General features: G+C 69.5%; 17 protein-coding genes and 1 pseudogene. 8 read left to right on the top strand and 10 right to left on the bottom strand.

Annotated features, from left to right (window positions below):
* Window positions 1-36: 36 nt before the first annotated feature.
* From ACIBGM_RS14645 to ACIBGM_RS14660, 4 genes are all read left to right on the top strand, one after another.
* A complete protein-coding gene (locus tag ACIBGM_RS14645; protein WP_396385732.1) occupies window positions 37-321 on the top strand; it encodes a hypothetical protein in 285 nt (94 codons plus the stop codon).
* Entirely contained in the window at window positions 318-959 is a 642-nt protein-coding gene (locus ACIBGM_RS14650; RefSeq protein WP_360518310.1) for a helix-turn-helix transcriptional regulator, read from the top strand. Before ACIBGM_RS14645 ends, ACIBGM_RS14650 begins: the two co-directional genes overlap by 4 nt.
* Before the next feature lie 321 nt (window positions 960-1,280).
* A complete protein-coding gene (locus tag ACIBGM_RS14655) occupies window positions 1,281-1,898 on the top strand; it encodes a right-handed parallel beta-helix repeat-containing protein (protein ID WP_396385839.1) in 618 nt (205 codons plus the stop codon).
* Window positions 1,899-1,979: 81 nt separating this feature from the next.
* Complete coding sequence (locus ACIBGM_RS14660) at window positions 1,980-2,789, top strand: SAM-dependent methyltransferase (RefSeq protein WP_360518313.1); 810 nt, start codon at window positions 1,980-1,982, stop codon at window positions 2,787-2,789.
* Here ACIBGM_RS14660 and ACIBGM_RS14665 read toward each other — a convergent pair.
* The 4 genes from ACIBGM_RS14665 to ACIBGM_RS14680 all read right to left on the bottom strand — a co-directional run bounded on the left by ACIBGM_RS14665 (window position 2,786) and on the right by ACIBGM_RS14680 (window position 9,351).
* Window positions 2,786-4,939: a fibronectin type III domain-containing protein gene (locus ACIBGM_RS14665; protein WP_396385840.1), complete on the bottom strand. Its 2,154-nt coding sequence runs from the start codon at window positions 4,937-4,939 to the stop codon at window positions 2,786-2,788. The genes ACIBGM_RS14660 and ACIBGM_RS14665 overlap by 4 nt on opposite strands.
* A gap of 55 nt (window positions 4,940-4,994) precedes the next feature.
* Window positions 4,995-6,326, bottom strand: coding sequence for a protein kinase (locus ACIBGM_RS14670; protein WP_396385733.1), 1,332 nt, complete (start codon window positions 6,324-6,326; stop codon window positions 4,995-4,997).
* 13 nt (window positions 6,327-6,339) lie between these two features.
* Window positions 6,340-6,567, bottom strand: coding sequence for a hypothetical protein (locus ACIBGM_RS14675; RefSeq protein WP_396385734.1), 228 nt, complete (start codon window positions 6,565-6,567; stop codon window positions 6,340-6,342).
* Window positions 6,568-6,765: 198 nt separating this feature from the next.
* Window positions 6,766-9,351 carry a GNAT family N-acetyltransferase gene (locus tag ACIBGM_RS14680; RefSeq protein ID WP_396385735.1) on the bottom strand — a complete coding sequence of 862 codons (2,586 nt, stop codon included), beginning with the start codon at window positions 9,349-9,351 and terminating at the stop codon, window positions 6,766-6,768.
* 89 nt (window positions 9,352-9,440) lie between these two features.
* Between ACIBGM_RS14680 and ACIBGM_RS14685 the strand changes: the two genes are divergently transcribed.
* Window positions 9,441-10,154 carry a siderophore-interacting protein gene (locus ACIBGM_RS14685; protein WP_360518331.1) on the top strand — a complete coding sequence of 238 codons (714 nt, stop codon included), beginning with the start codon at window positions 9,441-9,443 and terminating at the stop codon, window positions 10,152-10,154.
* Window positions 10,155-10,170: 16 nt separating this feature from the next.
* On the top strand, window positions 10,171-10,623 hold the full coding sequence (locus ACIBGM_RS14690; protein ID WP_396385736.1) for a GNAT family N-acetyltransferase: 453 nt from the start codon (window positions 10,171-10,173) through the stop codon (window positions 10,621-10,623).
* On the opposite strand, the gene ACIBGM_RS14695 is transcribed toward ACIBGM_RS14690, so the two are convergent.
* The 5 genes from ACIBGM_RS14695 to ACIBGM_RS14715 all read right to left on the bottom strand — a co-directional run bounded on the left by ACIBGM_RS14695 (window position 10,607) and on the right by ACIBGM_RS14715 (window position 16,330).
* Window positions 10,607-12,103 (bottom strand): alpha-N-arabinofuranosidase, encoded by a 1,497-nt coding sequence (locus tag ACIBGM_RS14695; protein WP_396385738.1) that lies wholly within the window; start codon window positions 12,101-12,103, stop codon window positions 10,607-10,609. The two genes, ACIBGM_RS14690 and ACIBGM_RS14695, sit on opposite strands and share 17 nt — an antisense overlap.
* 30 nt (window positions 12,104-12,133) lie before the next feature.
* A complete protein-coding gene (locus tag ACIBGM_RS14700) occupies window positions 12,134-12,961 on the bottom strand; it encodes a carbohydrate ABC transporter permease (protein ID WP_396385739.1) in 828 nt (275 codons plus the stop codon).
* Complete coding sequence (locus ACIBGM_RS14705; RefSeq protein WP_360518343.1) at window positions 12,958-13,905, bottom strand: sugar ABC transporter permease; 948 nt, start codon at window positions 13,903-13,905, stop codon at window positions 12,958-12,960. The genes ACIBGM_RS14700 and ACIBGM_RS14705 overlap by 4 nt, the downstream gene beginning before the upstream one ends.
* Before the next feature lie 15 nt (window positions 13,906-13,920).
* Window positions 13,921-15,201 (bottom strand): extracellular solute-binding protein, encoded by a 1,281-nt coding sequence (locus tag ACIBGM_RS14710; RefSeq protein ID WP_360518346.1) that lies wholly within the window; start codon window positions 15,199-15,201, stop codon window positions 13,921-13,923.
* Window positions 15,202-15,325: 124 nt separating this feature from the next.
* Entirely contained in the window at window positions 15,326-16,330 is a 1,005-nt protein-coding gene (locus ACIBGM_RS14715) for a LacI family DNA-binding transcriptional regulator (RefSeq protein ID WP_396385740.1), read from the bottom strand.
* Between the two features lie 74 nt (window positions 16,331-16,404).
* Here ACIBGM_RS14715 and ACIBGM_RS14720 point away from each other — a divergent pair, with 74 nt between their 5' ends.
* Window positions 16,405-17,226, top strand: coding sequence for a hypothetical protein (locus tag ACIBGM_RS14720; protein WP_396385741.1), 822 nt, complete (start codon window positions 16,405-16,407; stop codon window positions 17,224-17,226).
* On the opposite strand, the gene ACIBGM_RS14725 is transcribed toward ACIBGM_RS14720, so the two are convergent.
* Window positions 17,223-17,426: a hypothetical protein gene (locus ACIBGM_RS14725; RefSeq protein WP_360518355.1), complete on the bottom strand. Its 204-nt coding sequence runs from the start codon at window positions 17,424-17,426 to the stop codon at window positions 17,223-17,225. The two genes, ACIBGM_RS14720 and ACIBGM_RS14725, sit on opposite strands and share 4 nt — an antisense overlap.
* Before the next feature lie 108 nt (window positions 17,427-17,534).
* On the opposite strand from ACIBGM_RS14725, the pseudogene ACIBGM_RS14730 reads away from it, so the two are divergent.
* A pseudogene (locus tag ACIBGM_RS14730) lies at window positions 17,535-17,705 on the top strand (peptidoglycan-binding protein); the annotation flags it as partial.

A 17,705-nucleotide genomic window follows, 5' to 3' on the forward strand; every position in this document is an offset into this window, starting at 1 on the left:
CGGCAGCTGTGCGTCCGGCTGGCCGGGTCCGCTTCGTTGCCTGCCACAAACATGCAGGCGCTGGCCGCAGTCCTGCTCGGCACCGGCACCGGCGCCGCCCAGACCATCGCGATCACGGTGACGGCATCCGCCGATCACCACCTGCCCACTCGCCACGACGCCGTACTGCGGCTGGCCGCCTCACACCCGGCCACCCTCGACACGGCCTTCTCCGTACTGAGCAACCTGGCCCGGTCCTTCGGGGCCGAGCCCGAGCGCCTCGACGGCCGGCACGCCGACGGCGTCGCCGCCACGCTACCTCTGGGGGTCCCTCTCACATGACTGTCACGATGCTGCCCGCTGCCTTCCACCAGATCTCTGCCCACGGCGGTATCGCCGAGCTGCTGGCTGCCGCCGAGGACGAGGTGATTGCGATGAGCAACCTCACCCCGGCCGGGCCTGCCTTCGGGCCGCGCGACGTGCGGCCCGGCCTGCGGTACCGGGCGATCTACCCCGACACCGCCCGGACGGCGCCGACCGCGTGCCGGCACCTGGGGGCGATGTCTCTGGCCGGGGTCGCGGTGCGGACGATGCCGTACATCCCGATGAACGCACTGGTGATCGACGGCTCGATCGCTGTGCTGCCCGCGGACACGGCGAACGGCAGCGTCGCCGTACTCCGGCTGACCAGTGTCGTCACCACGGCCGTCGAGCTGTTCGAGCGGATCTGGCCGGACGCCGTACCGCTGGCAGGCGACGACCTGCCGGACGACACCGACCTGTCCCTGCGCGAGCAGGAGATGCTGCGGCTGCTCGCCCTCGGCGCGACCGACGAGGTCGCCGCGGCCCAGCTCGGCATCTCGGTCCGGACGGTCCGGCGGATGGTCGCGCAGATCATGAACAGGCTCGGCGCCCGCAGCCGCTTCCAAGCCGGTGTAAAGGCCGCCGACCGCGGCTGGCTCCTAGAACGAGCCAGCTGATGCGGGTGCTCACCGTCGCCCCGGACCGTCCCGCCGCGTATCCGACCATCGGCTCTGCCCTTCTCGAGGCGCCGGACGGGGCCGCGATCGCGATCGCTGACGGGACGTACGCCGAGACGCTCGAGCTGACCGGCCGTTCGGTCACCCTCCGGGCCGAGGACGGGGCGACGGTGATCCTCGACGGTTCCGGCGCCGACTGGCCGACCATCCGGGCCGTCGACGGCGCGCTGACGTTGCGCGGTCTCGACGTACGGGCTGTGGAGAGCATCGCCGTCTCGGTCGACCGTCCGGGACATCTCCGGCGACGGCATCGTCGTTGCCCTGGGCGCCGATCCGGTCATCCGCGGCGGCACGGTGTCCGGCTGCGGCGGCCGCGGCGTCTACATCTACCAGTACAGCCGGCCGGAGCTCACCGACCTCGAGATCGCCCACACCGGCGCCGAGGGCATCGGCGTCGCCCACGGCAGCACACCGGTGATCCGGCGAGTGACCGTGCACGACACCCGCGGCTCCGCGATCACCGTCGCGCCGGGTTGCGGCGGGACGATCGAGGGCAGCCGGTTCTCGAACACGGCGGAGCCCGCGTTGGCGCTGGCCGCCGGGGCCACGGTCGAGGTGGTCGAGGAGAGTCATGCCGTCGCCGCCGGCGGTGGCGGACCCGTCGACGAGTTGCTCGCCGATCTCGACGCGATGGTCGGTCTGCCCGGCGTGAAGGCCGAAGTGCATGCGCTCGTGGACGAAATCCAGGTCAACGAGTGGCGCCGTACCGCCGGACTGTCGGTCGGCGCGGTCAGCCACCACCTGATCTTCGCTGGCGCACCGGGCACCGGGAAGACCACGGTCGCGCGGTTGTACGGCAAGCACGCTCGGGCGGATGCCGACCACCGACGAACTGCGGTCGCTGCTCCCGGCCGACGTGCTGACCGCCGCCGGGGCTGACAGGCCGGGGTCCCCGACGGCGTAGTGCCGGTATCGCCTACAGTGATGAGCGCCAGCACCGGATCGGAAGGACCGTCGCGAATGGCCGAGGCAGAGAAGCCGCCGTACCCCGGATTCGACATGAACAGGCCGAGCATCGCGCGCACGTACGACTACCTGCTCGGCGGCAAGGACAACTTCGCCGTCGACCGCGCCTTCGGGGACAAGTTCATCAACGACCTGCCCGGCTCGCAGCAGATCGCGCTGGACAACCGCGCGGCGCTGATCCGGGCCATCCGCGAACTGGTCTCGGGCAACCGGATCCACCAGTTCGTCGACCTCGGCAGCGGGCTGCCGACCGCGGACAACGTGCACCAGGTGGCCCAGCGATACGACCCGAGCTCCACGGTCGTGTACGTCGACAACGACCCGATCGTGCTCGCCCACGGCCGCGCGCTGCTGGCCGAGAACGAGAACACCACCGTGATCCAGTCCGACCTGCGGACGCCGAAGGCGATCTTCGACCACCCGGACACCCAGCGGCTGATCGACTTCACCAAGCCGGTCGCGATCGTGTTCAGCGCGACCCTGCACCACGTGAACGACGACGAGGACCCGGCCGGCCTGGTCAAGTTCTGGAGCGACCGGATCGTCTCCGGCAGCTACGTGTTCATCAGCCACTTCCGCAGTGAGAACGACCCGCGCAGCCAGGAGCTCGAGCAGGTGCTGCAGGGGTCGCTCGGCCGCGGCCGCTGGCGGACCGACGAGCAGATCCTCGCGCTGTTCGGCGACGGCTTCACCGTGCTCGAGCCGGGCCTGGTCCCGGCCGTCGAGTGGCGCAACCCGCAGCCCGCCGACGACATCACCGACTGGCAACGCCTGATCGCCGCCGTGCTCGCCGTCAAGGACTAACTCGACGTCCAGACGAACTTGTTGGACGTGTAGGTGGTCCCGTCCGGCGCCTTCACCGTCACCCAGACCGTCTGGCCGACCGCGTTGCAGGGGAAGCGGTCGTCGACGACCATGCCGCCCTTCTCGTCGGTGGTCAGCGTCGCACCCGGGTTGAAGTTGCCCCACTCGGTCGTCCACGGGTGGATCTCGTACCTGGTGTCGGGGCGCAGACCAGACATCCGGATCAGGATGAACGCGCACTCCGGCGGCTCGCAGTTCCCGTAGTCCGCGCCGGCGCCGCGCGAGGCGATCACGCTCTCCTTGCGCTGCGTCGTGGCGGTCACGGTGGCCGCTTCGCCGGTCAGCGTCCGGCCGTCGGGTGAGCGGGTGATCGCCCGCACCGTGAACGTGTACCGCGTCGCGGCGGTCAGCCCGGTCCAGGTGAGCTGCGCGGCGGTCGTCGTACGGGTCTGCGAGCCCATCGAGACGTCGTACCGGACGAAGGTGCCCTCGCCCAACTGGGGCCGGTTCCAGCCGAGGACGAGTGACCCGCCGCTGGGGGTGCCGCGGACTGCGAGGCCGCCCGGCGACTCCGCGACGCCCCAATTGAACTGGACGCGATTCGACCGGACCGCGGGACCGGCGCCGACGCGGTTCACCGCGCGAACGCTGATGGTGTAGCCGGTGTTCCCGGCCAGGTCCGTGATCCGCGCCGACCGGGCCGACCCCGGCACCGTCATCGAGCCACCGGTCCAGCTCAGCCGGTACGACGAGATGGTCGCGCCATGTGGAGCCGCCGCCTGCCAGGTCACCGTCGCGGCACCGCTGACCGCCCGCACCCGGACTGCGGAGGGCGCACCGGGCAGGCCCGCCCTAGCCGTCGCCTGGTTGGTCGGGGTGGTCTTCTCGGGCTCGGTCGTCTTGCTGGGCGGGGTCTTGCGGGTCGGCGGCGTCTTCCTGACCGGAACCTTGGGGGTCTCGGTCGTCTTGCTGGGCGTGGTGGTCGGGGTTGGGGTCGTCGGGACCGGCCCGGGCCGTTCGCCGCCGACCGTCACCGACTCGGTCTGTCCGTCGCGGTCGACCACGACCACGCGGTCGCCCTTGCCGCTCTCGACGTACACGCGGGAATCGTCGCCGCGGAAGAGGCTCGGCTCCCGCTTGCGTTCGCCGGCGACCGCACGGCTCGGCACCTGCTGGTGCGAGACCTCCCGGCCGTTGCGGTCGAGGGTCACCAGGTCGGCGCGCTTCCGGTCGAGCAGGGCGAGCCCGTCGCCCGAGGACGCGACCTTGTCGTACTTCCCGCGCCGGATCGGTGCGCTCGTCGCCGCCGGTTGCTTGCCCTTGGCAATCTCGACCAGGTGGACGACGCTCTTGCCCGGGTCGACGATCGCCAGCCGGCCGCCGACGTCGTTGCCGGCGACAAGCGCATCGTCCGGTACTTCGATGCCGCTGAGATCCAGCCGCTCGTCGATGCCGTCGTTGCTCAACCGGTACACCTTCTGGGCGGTGAGGTCGACGAAGGCGACCTCGTCATCGAGCACGGTCAGCCCACCCTTGTGGCCCTTCGGCACCGAGGCCGGGCAGGACATCCGGTCCGCGCTGAGCGGCAACTGACAGACATCCCCCTGGCTCGCGCGGAACACCCACAGCGTGCCGTCCGGCGTCACCACCGGATCGCCGAGCGGGCCGCCGGGGAACGCGGCCGCCTGCTTCTCGCCGAGGCGCATGACGTGCCCGGCCTTCGGGTAGACAGCGAACGCGGCGCCGGCGGCCTCCAGCCCGACCGGCTGCTCGTCGACCGGCGCCTCGATCGGCTCCGCGACGGTCAGGTCGGACTTGCCGAACTGATCGATCCGGGACCCGGACAGCACGTACCCGTTCTTGTCGGTCTGCACCACCTGCGCACCGGGACCGGCCGTGTCGAGCTTCACCTCGGCGTCGACGTCCTTGGTCGCGCCGTCCAGGTGGAAGATCCGGCCGATCGCACTGTTGTAGACCCAGTGCCCGGACTGGGTGAACCCGACTCCGGACGTCGCGCTGCCCGCGCCGGTCAGGACGACGACACTCGTCAGGGCGATGCAACCGGCGACGACCGCTGCCAACCCGGCGCGAGCCTTGCGCTCGGACTGTTCCGACGGGCTCGTGGTGAGCCGCCTGGGGCGGAGGGACATCGGCTTCACCCGACCAGCCTAGGCGAGCAGGGTCCAGGACCGGTCCAGTTTCCGTCTACCGCCCGCCGACACAGGTGGCGCCGCGGATGCTCCGGGCCTGGCTCGTGTACGTGCCGACGCCGTCCGTGCCCTGAACCTGGAAGCAGTACTTGAGACCGGGGCTGATCTGCACGGTGGCCGTCGTACCGGAACCGTTGTAGCCCGATCGCGGCTCCTTCGCCCCCTGCTCGGCGACGAAGACGACGTACCGGTCGAGGGCTTTCGGGGACGACCAGGCCAGGACGACCGAGGTGCCGTTGTCCTGCGGCGGCTTCAGAGTGATCGCGGTCGGCGCTGGGGGCGTCGCTGCCGTCCTCGTGGGCGGCGTCACGACCGGGGCCGGAGGCGCTGTCTGGTCGTCATCACCGGGCTGGATCATCACCGGGACGACCGCGATCAGAGCAATCGCGGCGGCTGCGCCGATGAGCAATCCCTTGCGCGGCTTCGGCTGCTTGGTCTTCTTCTTCGCCTTCTGCACAACGGGTTTCAGCGGAGCCGTTGCCACCGGCACGTTTCGGCCGGCCGCCAGCTCGTCGCTGAAGTCGTCGAAGTCAAGGTCGTCCTCGACCGGTTCGGCGGTCAGCAGCTGCTCGAACTCGCGCAGTACAGTCACCGCCTCCGGCCGCGCGTCCGGGTCCTTCGCCATCATCCGCTGCAGCAGCCCGGACAACTCCGGCGGCACATCCCGCCCGGACACCTCCGGCGGCGGCTCGCGCAACACCCGCAGTACGACGCCGTCCGCCGACTCACCCGTCTGCGCCGGGAACGGCGACTGCCCGGTCAACGCCAGATACAGTACGGCGCCCAGCCCGTAGACGTCGGCCTGCTCCGACAGCTCGCCGTCCCGCAGTACCTCGGGCGCCGTGAACGCGGCGTCGGCCATCAGATCCCGCGGAAACCGCAACCGCAGCGCCACGCCGAAGTCGGCGAGCGCCGGCTGCCCGCTCGGCCGCTCGAGCACGTTCGCCGGCGTCACGCCGCCATGCACCAGCCCGGTGTCATGCGCCTCGGCCAGCACCGAGCTCAGGATCTGCCCGAGCACGACCACGTCCCCGATCGGCAACGGCCCGTTCGCCACCAGGTCCGGCAACGACTGCGGGCAGAACTCCATCCGCAACCCGGTCCGCCTGTCCGGCAGTTCGTCCAGCGCCTCCACCCGCACGATCGACGCCGCCGACCGCAACCCCGCCAACTTCGCCTGCTCGATCTCGACCGCGTTGTACGTCCGCCGATCCAACGGCTGCGGGTAGACCTTCAAAACCGCCGTACGCCCACCCGTCACCAAGTAAACGGAAGCAACCGGCCCGTTCCCATGCGGCACCAACGCGTCCAACGGAATCTCAGCCATCAAGGCCATCTTGTCACCCGACAACGTCCAGGTAGGCACAACCGTGAGCGATCAGAAACCGCAGATCCCCGAGTACCTCGGCCATCACGTCGGCCGCGCCAACCTGTTCGTCGAGCTGGCTCCTCACCGACGCCCGGACCTCGCAGCAGTGCCAGAGCGACGGTGCCAGCGAACCCCACTGCCACAGCTCGTAGCTGCCCGGGTCGAGCATGGCCGCTGCGCCGACGCCGGGCAGGCCCACAGCGAACAGGCTGGGGTTCTCCGGGCTGTTGCCCAGGCCGACGTACTGGCGGCGGTTGGGGAGGTGGTGAAGTTCATTCCGGATGGTTCGGACGTCGTACCCGAGGAGGCATGTTGGACTGTCGAAGGGCGGCGGGTGTACGACGCCGAGCCGGGGCGGTTTCGGCGGGGGCGGTTGGAGGTGGTGCTGGGGACTTATCTAGGCGCCGAGGAAGCGGTCGCGGGTGAGGAAGGCTAGTTGGGCGGTCTTGGTGGTGCCGTCGGGGTGGGTGATCTTGACCTCGGGGCCAGTGGTGAAGCCGGTGCGGAGGAAGCGGTCGATGGCGCGGTCGTTGCGGACGTCCGGGTCGACGACCACGCGCGGGTGGCCGAGGTGGGCGAAGAAGAACAGGCCGAGGACCTTCAGCAGGTTGCCGGTGAAGTTCGGGCGCGGGTCGCCGGGCGCGATCAGGAAGTGCAGGCCGATGTCGCCGGCCTGGACGTCGTACGACGCCCCGACCGGATCGGCCTGTGGGTCGTAGGTCTGCAACAAGGCGATCGGCGCACCGTCGAGATGCACGAGGTACACGTGGTGCGTCGGCACCGAGTCGAGGAAGCGGTAGATCCCCTCGATCTCGTCCCGCGACAGGTGCCCCATACCCCAGTACGTCGCCCGCTCGGCCGTCACCCAGCCGTGGATCAGATCGAGGTCGCGGTCCGGATCGGCCTCGACGATCCGCACCGAACCGAACCCTTCGACGTCCTGCGCGAAACCCTTCTCGACCCGAGTGAGTTCACCCTGGACCGGTGCCAGTTCGCCACGAAGCCAGTGCGGCAACTGGTCGTGGTGGTGCGGATCCCCGAGTACGCCGGACGCGCCCATCGGCACGATCCACCCACTGGCCGAGCGATCCGCGAGATCCCAGGCGTACCGGGCCGCCGAGGCACGGATGCACACGTCGGTCAGGCCGGGCAGGCTCGACGTCGACATCACGCAGTGGTGGTCGCCGGACAGGCCCAGGTCGAACGGCTCCTCGTCCGGCGCGAACACCGGACCACGCAGCATGTGCAGCGGCGCCACCTGGTGGGTCTCACCCCACGGCGGCCGGGGCTTCCGCGCAGCCACCTCCTCGAGCGCCTCCCGCGCCAGCCAGCTGACGTTGACGAAGGGAAGCTCCGCGGCAAGGAGGTTCTCCAGCGCGTACGAGACATGCGTGAGCGGGTCCATCCACGGGGCGAAGACCTCCGGCCCGTCCGCTCCCTCGAGTACGGCGAAGTGGTCCGCCAACCGGGAGACGAGGGCCTTGCGGACCGCGGCGTACGACGACGCCGTGGTGCTCGCGGCGTCCATCCGACGGTCCCACTCGAGCAACTCGGTGCGCAAGGCAACGGCTTCCGACGAGAGATCTTCCAGCTCAGCCAGGATGTCCAGCAGGTCGGCCGCGGAGCCGAGATAAGTGTCGGTGTGCACGGACGGCATCTCGTCCACCGACCACGCAGTCTGTGCGGACAGCAGCTCCGCGATCCGCCGGGATCGGTGCGGTGCGGCGAACTCGACGCCCAGCGGCGCGGCGAGTTCACGCGCGTTCGCCATCACCGCCGGCCCGTCGACGGTTGCCCGCGGCATCGGGCTGTGCCAGCCCTGCCACTGGCTCCCGGCCTCCCACGCGGGGACCACGCGCAGCCGGTTCGAGTGATCGCGGGTGGGCACCAGGCCAGCAGTCCGATGCAACAGACCGCCGGTCTGATCGGCCGCCAGGACCACGTTGACCGGCTCGACCCAATCCTCCAGCGCGGCGTCCAGGTCGGCGGCGTTCGTTGCCCGAAGCAACTTCGGCAGCACCTCGAAGCCGAGGCGTCCGGTGACCCGCGGCGGGTACCGCAGACTGACGGTCCGCGTCGGGGTGTCGATGATCACCGGTCCGCGCTCGGTCTCGATCACCTCGATCTCGATCGAATCCGCGCCGGCCACCTCGACCACCTCGGTGTGCACCGCGGCCGGCTTCCACCCGTCCGGGCCGAGCGCCTCGACCGTCGCCCCGGTCCGCCGCAGTTGCTCGTCGTACAGGTCCTGGTAGTCCGACATCGCGTTGGTGATCGCCCAGGCGACCTTGCCGGTGTGACCGAAGTGCGCGATCCCCGGGACCCCGGGGACGGCGAGACCAAGGACGTCGTACTCCGGGCAGGTCAGCCGGAGTTGCTGGTAGATGCCCGGGCTCTCGATGAAGCGATGCGGGTCACCCGCGATGATCGCCTGGCCCGAGGCGGTCAGCGAACCCGGAATCAGCCAGCCGTTGCTGCCCGCGGTCCGCGGACCCTCCGACGAGAACAGCTCGATGTTCTCGTCGCCGAGGTGCTGCGCGACGTGCGTCCGCCACAGCTTGGTCGGGAACCCGGCGAACAGGATGTGGACGGCCAGCCAGATCCCGAGCGGCGCCCACGGCTCCCACCCCTGCGGCGTCAGGCCGGTCTGCGCGAACTCGGGCGCGCGCTTCGCCCCGACCGGCAGCGCGTGGTTGACGCCCTCGGTGTACGCCGTGATCCACTCGCGCGTCTCGTCGTCGAGCGCCTCGAAGCAGCGCTGCGCGGTGTCGGCGAGCCGGGCCTGCCGGGCGAACACGTCCCACGGGGCGGCCTCCGGGCCGAGGAAGGCGGCGCTCGTCCCGAGGAAACGCCGCCGTTCGAGCTCCAGTTGCCAGGCGCGTTCCTCTGCGGCGTTGAGGCCCTGCAGGTAGACGAGCGCCAGCGGGTCTCCCGCTTGCAGCTGCGGTACGCCGTACGCGTCCCGGTAGACCCTCGCGTTCACTACAGTCCTCGCTTCAGTTAGGTTAGGCTGCGCTAATTTACAAGTCAGGTACATCCGGCCGCAACGGCCATTCTCGCGTGGAGGAAGCAGTGAGGCATGGCTGGGAAGGCGTCGTACTCAAGCTGTTCCGCGGGAAGGACTTCACCTTCAGCGTGACCGGCGCCGAACAGGTCACGGAGCGCTATCGCCGGGTGCACTTCACCGACGGTGGGCTGCTCGAGGCGATCGGCGTCCACCCGACCATGTGGGTGCGGCTGTGGTTCGACAACGCCGGCAAGCCGCACCAGCGCGCGTACACCCTGGTCGACCCGGACCCGGTGCAGGGCACGTTCAGCCTGGAGTTCGCGCTGCACGACGGGTGCGCGAGCGACTGGTCGCGCAAGGCCGAGCCGGGGGACACGATCGAGGCGACCGTGCAGGGGACCGGATTCGAGGTGCCGGACCCGCTGCCGGAGCGGATGCTGGTGATCGGTGACCCGGCGTCGTTGCCGGCGATCAACTCGCTGCTCGCGGTCGCGCCGAAGCTGCCGGCCACGATCTGGTTCGAGACGACGCACGACGTGGACCGCGAGCTGCCGTTCCGGATCGAGGATCACCACGACCTGCGGACCGTTCCGCGGCAGGACCTGGTCGAGGGCGTGAAGGCGGAGCTGCCGAAGTTCATCGGCGACAACCCGGCCGACGCGTTCGTCTGGATCGCCTGCGACACGGTCACCACGCGGACGCTCACGTCGTACGTGCTGAAGGATCTCGCCGTGCCGAAGCACCGGGTCAAAGCGCTCGGCTACTGGAAGACGGCCTGACGATAGCCTGGCGCGCGTGATCAGACCTCTCGATCTCGGCGACCGCGCGCTGGCCGAACGCGTCCTCGCGATCCAGCACGCCGCGTACGCCGTCGAGGCCGAGCTGATCGGATTCGACGGCATCCCGCCGCTCCAGGAGGACCTGGACGGCCTGATGTCGTCCACCGAGCACTGGCTCGGCCGGTACGACGGTGACGTCCTGGTCGGCGCGGTCGCTTACGAGTTCCCCGACCAGGACACGGTCGACATCACCCGCCTGATCGTCGACCCGGCGCACGCCCGCCGCGGGCACGGGCGTGCGCTGCTGGACCACCTCGACCAGCTCGAGCCGCGACCGGTCAGCATCGTCTCGACCGGTACGGCGAACACCCCGGCGGTCAATCTCTACAAGTCCCGCGGCTACCACGAGACTGTGCGGGTCGAGATTGCGCCGGGGGTCACCGTCACGCAGTTCAGCCGGCCAGGCTGACTGCGGTCCAACTCACCGCGGGCAGGGTGACGGTGAGCTTGCCGTCCGCCAGCTTCACGTCGGCAGGCTGCGGAGTGACGCGGTCCGGGTGCTCGGCGGAATTCGTCGCGAGCAGGTCGTCGTCGTGCATGATCAGGGCCTCCGCCACCGTGCCGACACCGGCGCGGCTGACGTCGACGGTCACCTCGATCGGGCCCTCGGAGGACCGGTTGACCAGGAACACCGCCAGCTTGCCCTCGTCGTACGTCGCCACCGCGTCGACCGCCGCGATGTCGCCGTACTTCGCCGTGCTGATCGTCGGCGAGTCCGTCTCCAGCCGCAGTACCTGACCGGCCGCGAGCCGGGAGGTGATCGCGAACGGGTGGAACGTCGGCTGCCGCCAGGCCGGGCCGCCGCGCTCGGTCATGATCGGCGCGATCACGTTCGCCAGCTGGGCCAGGCAGGCGACGCCGACCCGGTCGCTGTGCCGCAGCAGCGAGATCAGCAGGTTGCCGACCACGACGGCGTCGGTGACGTTGTACTCGTCCTCGATCCGCCGCGGCGCGACCTCCCACTGGTCGCCGGGACCGTCGGTCCGGCGGGAGCGCTCGCCGTACCAGACGTTCCACTCGTCGAAGGAGATGTCGATCGTCTTCTTGCTCTTCAGCTCCGCGCCGACGGCGTCCGCGGTCGCGGTGACCGCGTCGATGAAGCGGTCCATGTTGACCGCCGAGCCGAGGAACGACGCGGTGTCGCCGTCGTCGTTCCCGTAGTACGCGTGGCAGGAGATGTACTCGACGAAGTCGTAGGTCTCCCGCAGCACCGTCTGCTCCCAGCTGCCGAAGGTCGGCATCGCGGACGAGGACGAGCCGCACGCGACCAGCTGCAGGTCGGGTTCGACCATCCGCATCGCCCGCGCCGTCTCGGCCGCGACCCGGCCGTACTCCTCGGCCGTCTTGTGCCCGATCTGCCAGGGCCCGTCCATCTCATTGCCCAGGCACCACAACTTGATCCCGTACGGCGACGCGCCGTGCTGCTCACGCAGGTCCGACAACGCCGTGCCGCCCGGGTGGTTCGCGTACTCCTGCAGGTCGAGCGCCTCCTGCACCCCGCGGGTCCCGAGGTTGATCGCCATCATCGGCTCGACGCCGGCCTTGGCGCACCAGCGGATGAACTCGTCGAGGCCGAACTCGTTCGTCTCGACGCTGTGCCAGGCCAGCTCGAGCCGGCGCGGACGGCCCTCCCGCGGGCCGACGCCGTCCTCCCAGCGGTAGCCGGAGACGAAGTTGCCGCCGGGGTAGCGGACCACCGACACCCCGAGCTCCCGGGTCAGCTCGAGGACGTCCTTGCGGAAGCCGTCCTCGTCGGCGGTGGCGTGACCCGGCTCGTAGATACCGGTGTAGACACAACGGCCCATGTGCTCGACGAACGTGCCGAAGGTACGGCGGTTCACCGGCGCGATCGTGAAGGCTGGGTCGAGGGTGATGTTGGCAGCGGGCACCAGGTTGCTCCTGTCGTGATGGATGGTGATCTATCCCTTGATGCCGGCGTCGCCGACCCCGCGTACCACGTGGCGCTGGAACAGGGCGAAGACGACGAGCAACGGGAGTCCGCCCAGCACGGCCGAGGCCATGATCTGGGCGTAGCGCAGGCCGTACGAGCCCTGCACGTTGGCGAGACCGACCGGGATCGTCATCATCGACGGGTCGGTGGTCACGATGAACGGCCAGAGGAAGTTGTTCCAGGCGCCGATGAAGGTGAAGATGCCGACAGCAACGAGAATCGGCCGTGACATCGGCACCATCACGCTCCAGACGATCCGCCACCGGGTCGCGCCGTCCACCCGGGCGGCGTCCTCGTAGTCGCGGGAGATGCCGTCGAAGAACTTCTTCAGCACGAACACCATCACCGGCGCGACCACCTGCGGCAGCACGATGCCCCAGTAGGTGTCGACCAGGCCGAGGCCGGTCATCTCCTGGAACAGCGGCACGATCAGCACCTGCGGCGGGACCAGGATGCCCGCGATGATCAGGCCGAACAGCACCCGCCGGCCGGGGAAGCTGGTCCGCGAGAACCCGTACGCCGCCAGCACTGAGACGAGCAGGGTCAGTGCGGTCACCAGGACCGCTACGACGCTGCTGTTCATGAACCAGCGGAGTAGGTCGCCCTGGTCGACGACGCTGCGGTAGGCGTCCACCGTCGGGTCCTGCGGCAGCCAGGTGATCGGTGAGCGTGTGGTCTCCGGCTCCGGCTTGAGCGACGTGTCCAGCGCCCACAGCAGCGGCACCAGCCAGACGATCGCGAGCAGCACCGCGCCGACGATGGTCGCCACCTTCGGGAAGGTCCAGGTCGTCCTCATGCGCCGGCCTCCTTCCGGCCGGAGAACAGCTTGAACTGCGCGATCGCGACGACCACGATGATCGCGAAGAACATGTACGAGATCGCCGACGCGTAGCCGATCCGGTAGTTGGTGAAGCCGTTCTGGTAGATGTACTGGATGATCGGCCGGGTCGCGTAGTTCGGCCCGCCGTTGGTCATCAGGTAGATCTGGTCGAAGATCTTCAGCGACGCGACCAGTTGCAGGACGACGATCAGCCCGGTGGTCCGGCTGAGCAGCGGCAGCGTGATCCGGAACAGCTTCTGCCGGCCGTTCGCGCCGTCGATGTCGGCGGCCTCGTAGACCTGGGCCGGAATCCCTTGCAGGGCGGCGAGGTAGAGCAGGAAGTTGAAGCCGACCGTCCACCAGACGGTCGTGATCACGACGGCCAGCATGGCCCGGTTCTCGGTGTTCAGCCAGTCGATCTCGGCGAACCCGCCGGCTGTCAGCAGGCCGTTCACCAGGCCGAACCCGGGCTGGTAGATCCAGACCCAGATCAGCGTCACGACGGTCGCGGGCAATACGAACGGAGCGAAGTACGAGAACCGCAGCAGCCAGCCGAGCAAGCCTTTGCGGTTGGCGAGCAGGGCCATCACGAGCGCGATGACCACCAGGGGCGGCGTGCTCATCGCGGTGAAGACGAGCGTGTTCTTCAGCGACGCCCAGACGGCCGGGTCGCCGAACATCTCCCGCCAGTTCTGCAGGCCGAGGAACTCCTGCTGGACGCCGGCCAGGCTGGTGTTGAAGAAGCTGTTCCACAGTCCGGAGATCGTCGGCCAGATCAGGAAGGCGGCGAACAGCAGCAGGAACGGCGCGACGAAGAACAGCCCCGCCCAGCGTTCCTTCCACGGCTGCCCGGTCTCCGGTTTCGCCGTCGTCGACGGTGTGCCAGGGGTGGTGACTCGAGGTGGTGTCTGCACGGCCATGGGGGTGACCTCCTGTCAGACCGGGGACGGGGTGTCGAGCAGCGTCTGAGTCGCCGCCTTGAACTGTGCGAGTGCCGCCTTGGGCGTCGCCTGGCCGGAGAAGACCCCGCTGAAGGCGGCCCCGGCCTCGTTCTGCAGTTGCGCACCGGAGCCGCTGAACCACGCGTCCGGGTCGAACAGCACGTGCGGCGCGACGCTGCGGTACTCCGCCTGCGGCTTGAGCTTCAGGTAGTCCTGGCTCTCCGCCACCGGCTGGTACGCCGGGATGTGGCCGCCGGCCGCCCAGTCCGCGCTGTGCTTGAGCATCCACGCGATGTACTCGACCGTCGCTTTGGTGTCGTCCGCGCTCCGGTTCGACTGGTGCGGCAGCACGAACGTGTGCGCATCACCGGCGTACGCCGGGACGTCGTACACGACCGGGAACGGCGCCATGCTGAATGGCATCTTCGCGGTCTGGTACGTCGTCACCTCCCACTCCCCGTTGAAGCTCAGGCCGACGTCGCCACTGGTGAACTGGGCCACCAGGGCCGGGTAGTTGGCCGATCGCGGGACGAGCCCGTCGGCGGCTAGTTTCGCCATCAGCTCCAGGGCCTCGAGCGCCTTGGCGTCGTCGAGGACCAGCTCAGTGCCGTCCTCGGTGAAGAACTCGCCCTCGAGCTGGCCGTACAGCGTCCACCACATCCGCCACGGGTTCGTGGTCTCGATCGAGGCGCCGTACTTGCCGGTGGTCTCCTTGGCCGCCCGGATCATGTCCACGAACTCGTCCACGCCCTTGACCGGCTTGATCTTTCCGTCCGGCCCGAGCAGTCCGGCCTTCTTGCAGATGTCGGTGTTGTAGTAGAGGACGAACGGGTGCTGGTCCAGCGGTACGGCGTACAGCTGCCCGTCGACGACGCAGCGGCTCCAGGTCGCGGGCAGGAAGTCCTCCTCGCGGATCCCGGCGGCGTTCAGCAGGTCGACCGGGATCGGGTCGAGCATGGTGCTCGGGCTGAACCCCTTGAGCCGGGACAGGTGCAGGGTGGCGACCTCGGGCGCCCGGCCACCGGCCGCGGACATCGCCAGCTTGGTGTAGAACGGCGGGCCCCAGGCCAGGGTGTGCGCCTCGAACCGGACGTCGGGGTGCTCGGCGACGTACTGCTGGTGGATCTGCAGCAGGCGGGCGCCGTCGCCGCCGCCGAACAGGTTCCACTCGCGGACCTTCGGTCTGGCGCCGAGCGTGCCGCAGCCGCTGAGCGCGAGAACGCCGGCCAGTCCGCCCAGGACTGCCCGGCGTGAGAGGGGTGGGGTTTCGAGCATCTTCGTGTCCTCCTGGCGGTGGTGGAGCACGGATTTACATCGGTGTACTACATCGGTGTAGAGATGATGCCCGGGTGGTCCGCGGGTGGTCAACCCCTCAGGGACGGTGGCTTTGCGTGACCGGTCAGCCGGCCGTGGACTCGCGCACGTGCAATTCGTACGGCGCCACGATCTCCTGTTGCTCGGAGGCGTCGCCGGCCATCCGCTGCACCAGCAGCTCGACCGCCTTGCGGGCGATGTGCACGCGGTTCGGGTCGACCGTCGTCAGGGTCGGGCTGCTGTAGCTGGCCTCGTCGATGTTGTCGAAGCCCGCGACCGCGACGTCCTCCGGAATCCGGATGCCGTGCGCAGTCAGCGCCCGGACCGCGCCGAGGGCCAATGTGTCGTTGAGGGCGAAGACAGCGTCGAACTTCTGCCCGGTCGCAAGCAGCTCCTCCATCGCGTCCGCTCCACTGGAGCGGTGCCACTTCCCGCCGGACACGGCCAGCTGCTCCGGCGCGGACACGCCGTACTCGGCGAGGGTCTCGGCGTAGGCGCCGTACCGGATGGCTGCGGTGCCCATCCCCTCGCGGGGACGGATGCCGATGACTGCGATCCGGCGGCGGCCCTGGTCGAGCAGGTGCCGTACGACGGCCTTGGTGCCGTCGACGTTGTCGATCATCACGTGGTCGACCGGTCCGTGGAAGATCCGCTCGCCGAGCAGCACCATCGGCGTCCGGGTGCGGAGCTGCTCGACGTCTTCGGGGCCGAGGCCGAGCGGGCTGTAGAGCAGGCCGTCGACCAGGTGGCCGCGCGGGCGGGCGAGCGCGGTCAGCTCACGCTCGCGGCTGGCGCCGGTGGTCTCGATCATCACGGTCAGGCCGTGCTCACCGGCGGCCGCGATCGCCGCGTCAGCCAGCTCGGCGAAGTACGGGTTGCTGAGCTCGGGGACGGCGAGCGCGATGATGCCGGTCCGGCCGGACTTGAGGTTCCGGGCGGAGATGTTCATCTGGTAGCCGAGGGCATCGATCGAGGCGAGCACCTTGGTCCGGGTCTCCTCGCGGATGTACGGGTACCCGTTCATCACGTTCGAGACCGTCTTCGGCGACACCCCGGCATGCCGCGCCACGTCCCGCATCGTCACCGCCACGGCGTCACCCCCTTGTCACCCGGTCCCAGGTTTCCCCACACCGTAATGCACGCGGCCGACACGCTCAGGCTCGCGTGAATGTTTCGTCCACCGCGCCACCCGGGATCGCGCTGCGTGATCTCGCGGCGCTGACCCTGATCGACCGACTGGAGCGACTCGGGTACGTCGATCGCGCCCGGAGCGGCCGGGTCCTGGAGCTCAGCCTGACCGCGGCCGGCCCGCGGGCGAATGCCCTGGGACCGGGACGGGCGTTCCTCGTGCCGTTGGCGATGCTGGTTGGCGTTGCGGCGATCGCCGTATGGCTGCCTCGTCGTGCTGGGCTGCCTCGTCGTACTGAGGCTCGGAGTGGTTGGGCGTCGGGGCGGGTGATCGGGCTGATCGGGTTGTCGGTGGCGTACTACTTCACCTACGGTCCCTTCGACTCCGTGTTGCCGTACTTCACCCGCGAGCAGTTGGACAGCGGGGTTGGTGGTTACACGCTGCTGTGGGTGCTCTTCGGTGCGGCCGCGCTGGCGACGTTGCCGTTCGCGCCGTGGCTGGCTGATCGGCGGCCGGGCCTGGTGAATGCCTGCAGGGCGCTCGTGTGGGGCCTCGTCACGCTGCCGATCGTCCTCACCGACAGCCTGCCTGCAGCGGCGGCGATCTTCCTGGTGTCAGGCGCGGTGTGGGGGCCGTACTCGGCGATCGAGGCGACGGCCTTGCAGCGTTGGGCCGATCCGGCGAGTCACGGCGCGATGTTCGGCACGCAGCGTGCGTTGCTGTCGATCGCCTTCCCGCTGGGTGCCGCGGTGGGTGCCGTTGCGGTCGATCATGTGTCGCCGGCGGTGATTCTCGCGGTATCCGCGCTGTGTTGCGCCGCCGCGGGTGCGGTGGCGATGGTGCCTTTGCGGCGCTAGCAGCCGTACGGCGGGCGGTACAGCGGGGTGAGCTTGATACCGGCCTGGAGGGCCTTGCTCAGGATGGCCGACTCCGGTCGGCCGAGGCGGAGGCTGATCACCGAGGGTGGAAGGTTGTCGGCGGCCAGCTCTTTCAGTTTGCGCAGTTCCTTTGTCGTCCAGGGTTCCGCAGCGTTGCGGATGGACTGTGGCAGTCCCATCGTCCTCACATTCCTTCAGCGGTTCTGCCGCCCCTGTGCCCGATGTTCAACGTTTGAAAAGCCAGTACGACGCAAACCCTCCGCAACGGCTCCGCAGGTACGGCGGTCCGCCGCCTGCAACGCTTGTTGACAGCCGCTCTGGCGCGCACAGTCGCCATCGACGGCCAGTTCGGACCGCTCACCGAGAGCGCCGCCCGCGACTACCAGACCAGCAGAGGGCTGGTAGTCGACGGCGTGGTCGGTCCGGTCACTTGGTCGGCACTACAAGCAGGCAGGTAG

The sequence above is a fragment of the Kribbella sp. NPDC050470 genome, assembly GCF_044458365.1.
In the GTDB taxonomy this organism is placed as follows: domain Bacteria; phylum Actinomycetota; class Actinomycetes; order Propionibacteriales; family Kribbellaceae; genus Kribbella.

Coding starts and splice junctions, on each gene's coding strand:
- ACIBGM_RS14700 (WP_396385739.1), bottom strand. CDS start 12,961: ATGAGGACGACCTGGACCTTCCCGAAGGTGGCGACCATCGTCGGCGCG.
- ACIBGM_RS14660 (WP_360518313.1), top strand. CDS start 1,980: ATGGCCGAGGCAGAGAAGCCGCCGTACCCCGGATTCGACATGAACAGG.
- ACIBGM_RS14665 (WP_396385840.1), bottom strand. CDS start 4,939: ATGTCCCTCCGCCCCAGGCGGCTCACCACGAGCCCGTCGGAACAGTCC.
- ACIBGM_RS14670 (WP_396385733.1), bottom strand. CDS start 6,326: ATGGCTGAGATTCCGTTGGACGCGTTGGTGCCGCATGGGAACGGGCCG.
- ACIBGM_RS14705 (WP_360518343.1), bottom strand. CDS start 13,905: ATGGCCGTGCAGACACCACCTCGAGTCACCACCCCTGGCACACCGTCG.
- ACIBGM_RS14710 (WP_360518346.1), bottom strand. CDS start 15,201: ATGCTCGAAACCCCACCCCTCTCACGCCGGGCAGTCCTGGGCGGACTG.
- ACIBGM_RS14650 (WP_360518310.1), top strand. CDS start 318: ATGACTGTCACGATGCTGCCCGCTGCCTTCCACCAGATCTCTGCCCAC.
- ACIBGM_RS14725 (WP_360518355.1), bottom strand. CDS start 17,426: ATGGGACTGCCACAGTCCATCCGCAACGCTGCGGAACCCTGGACGACA.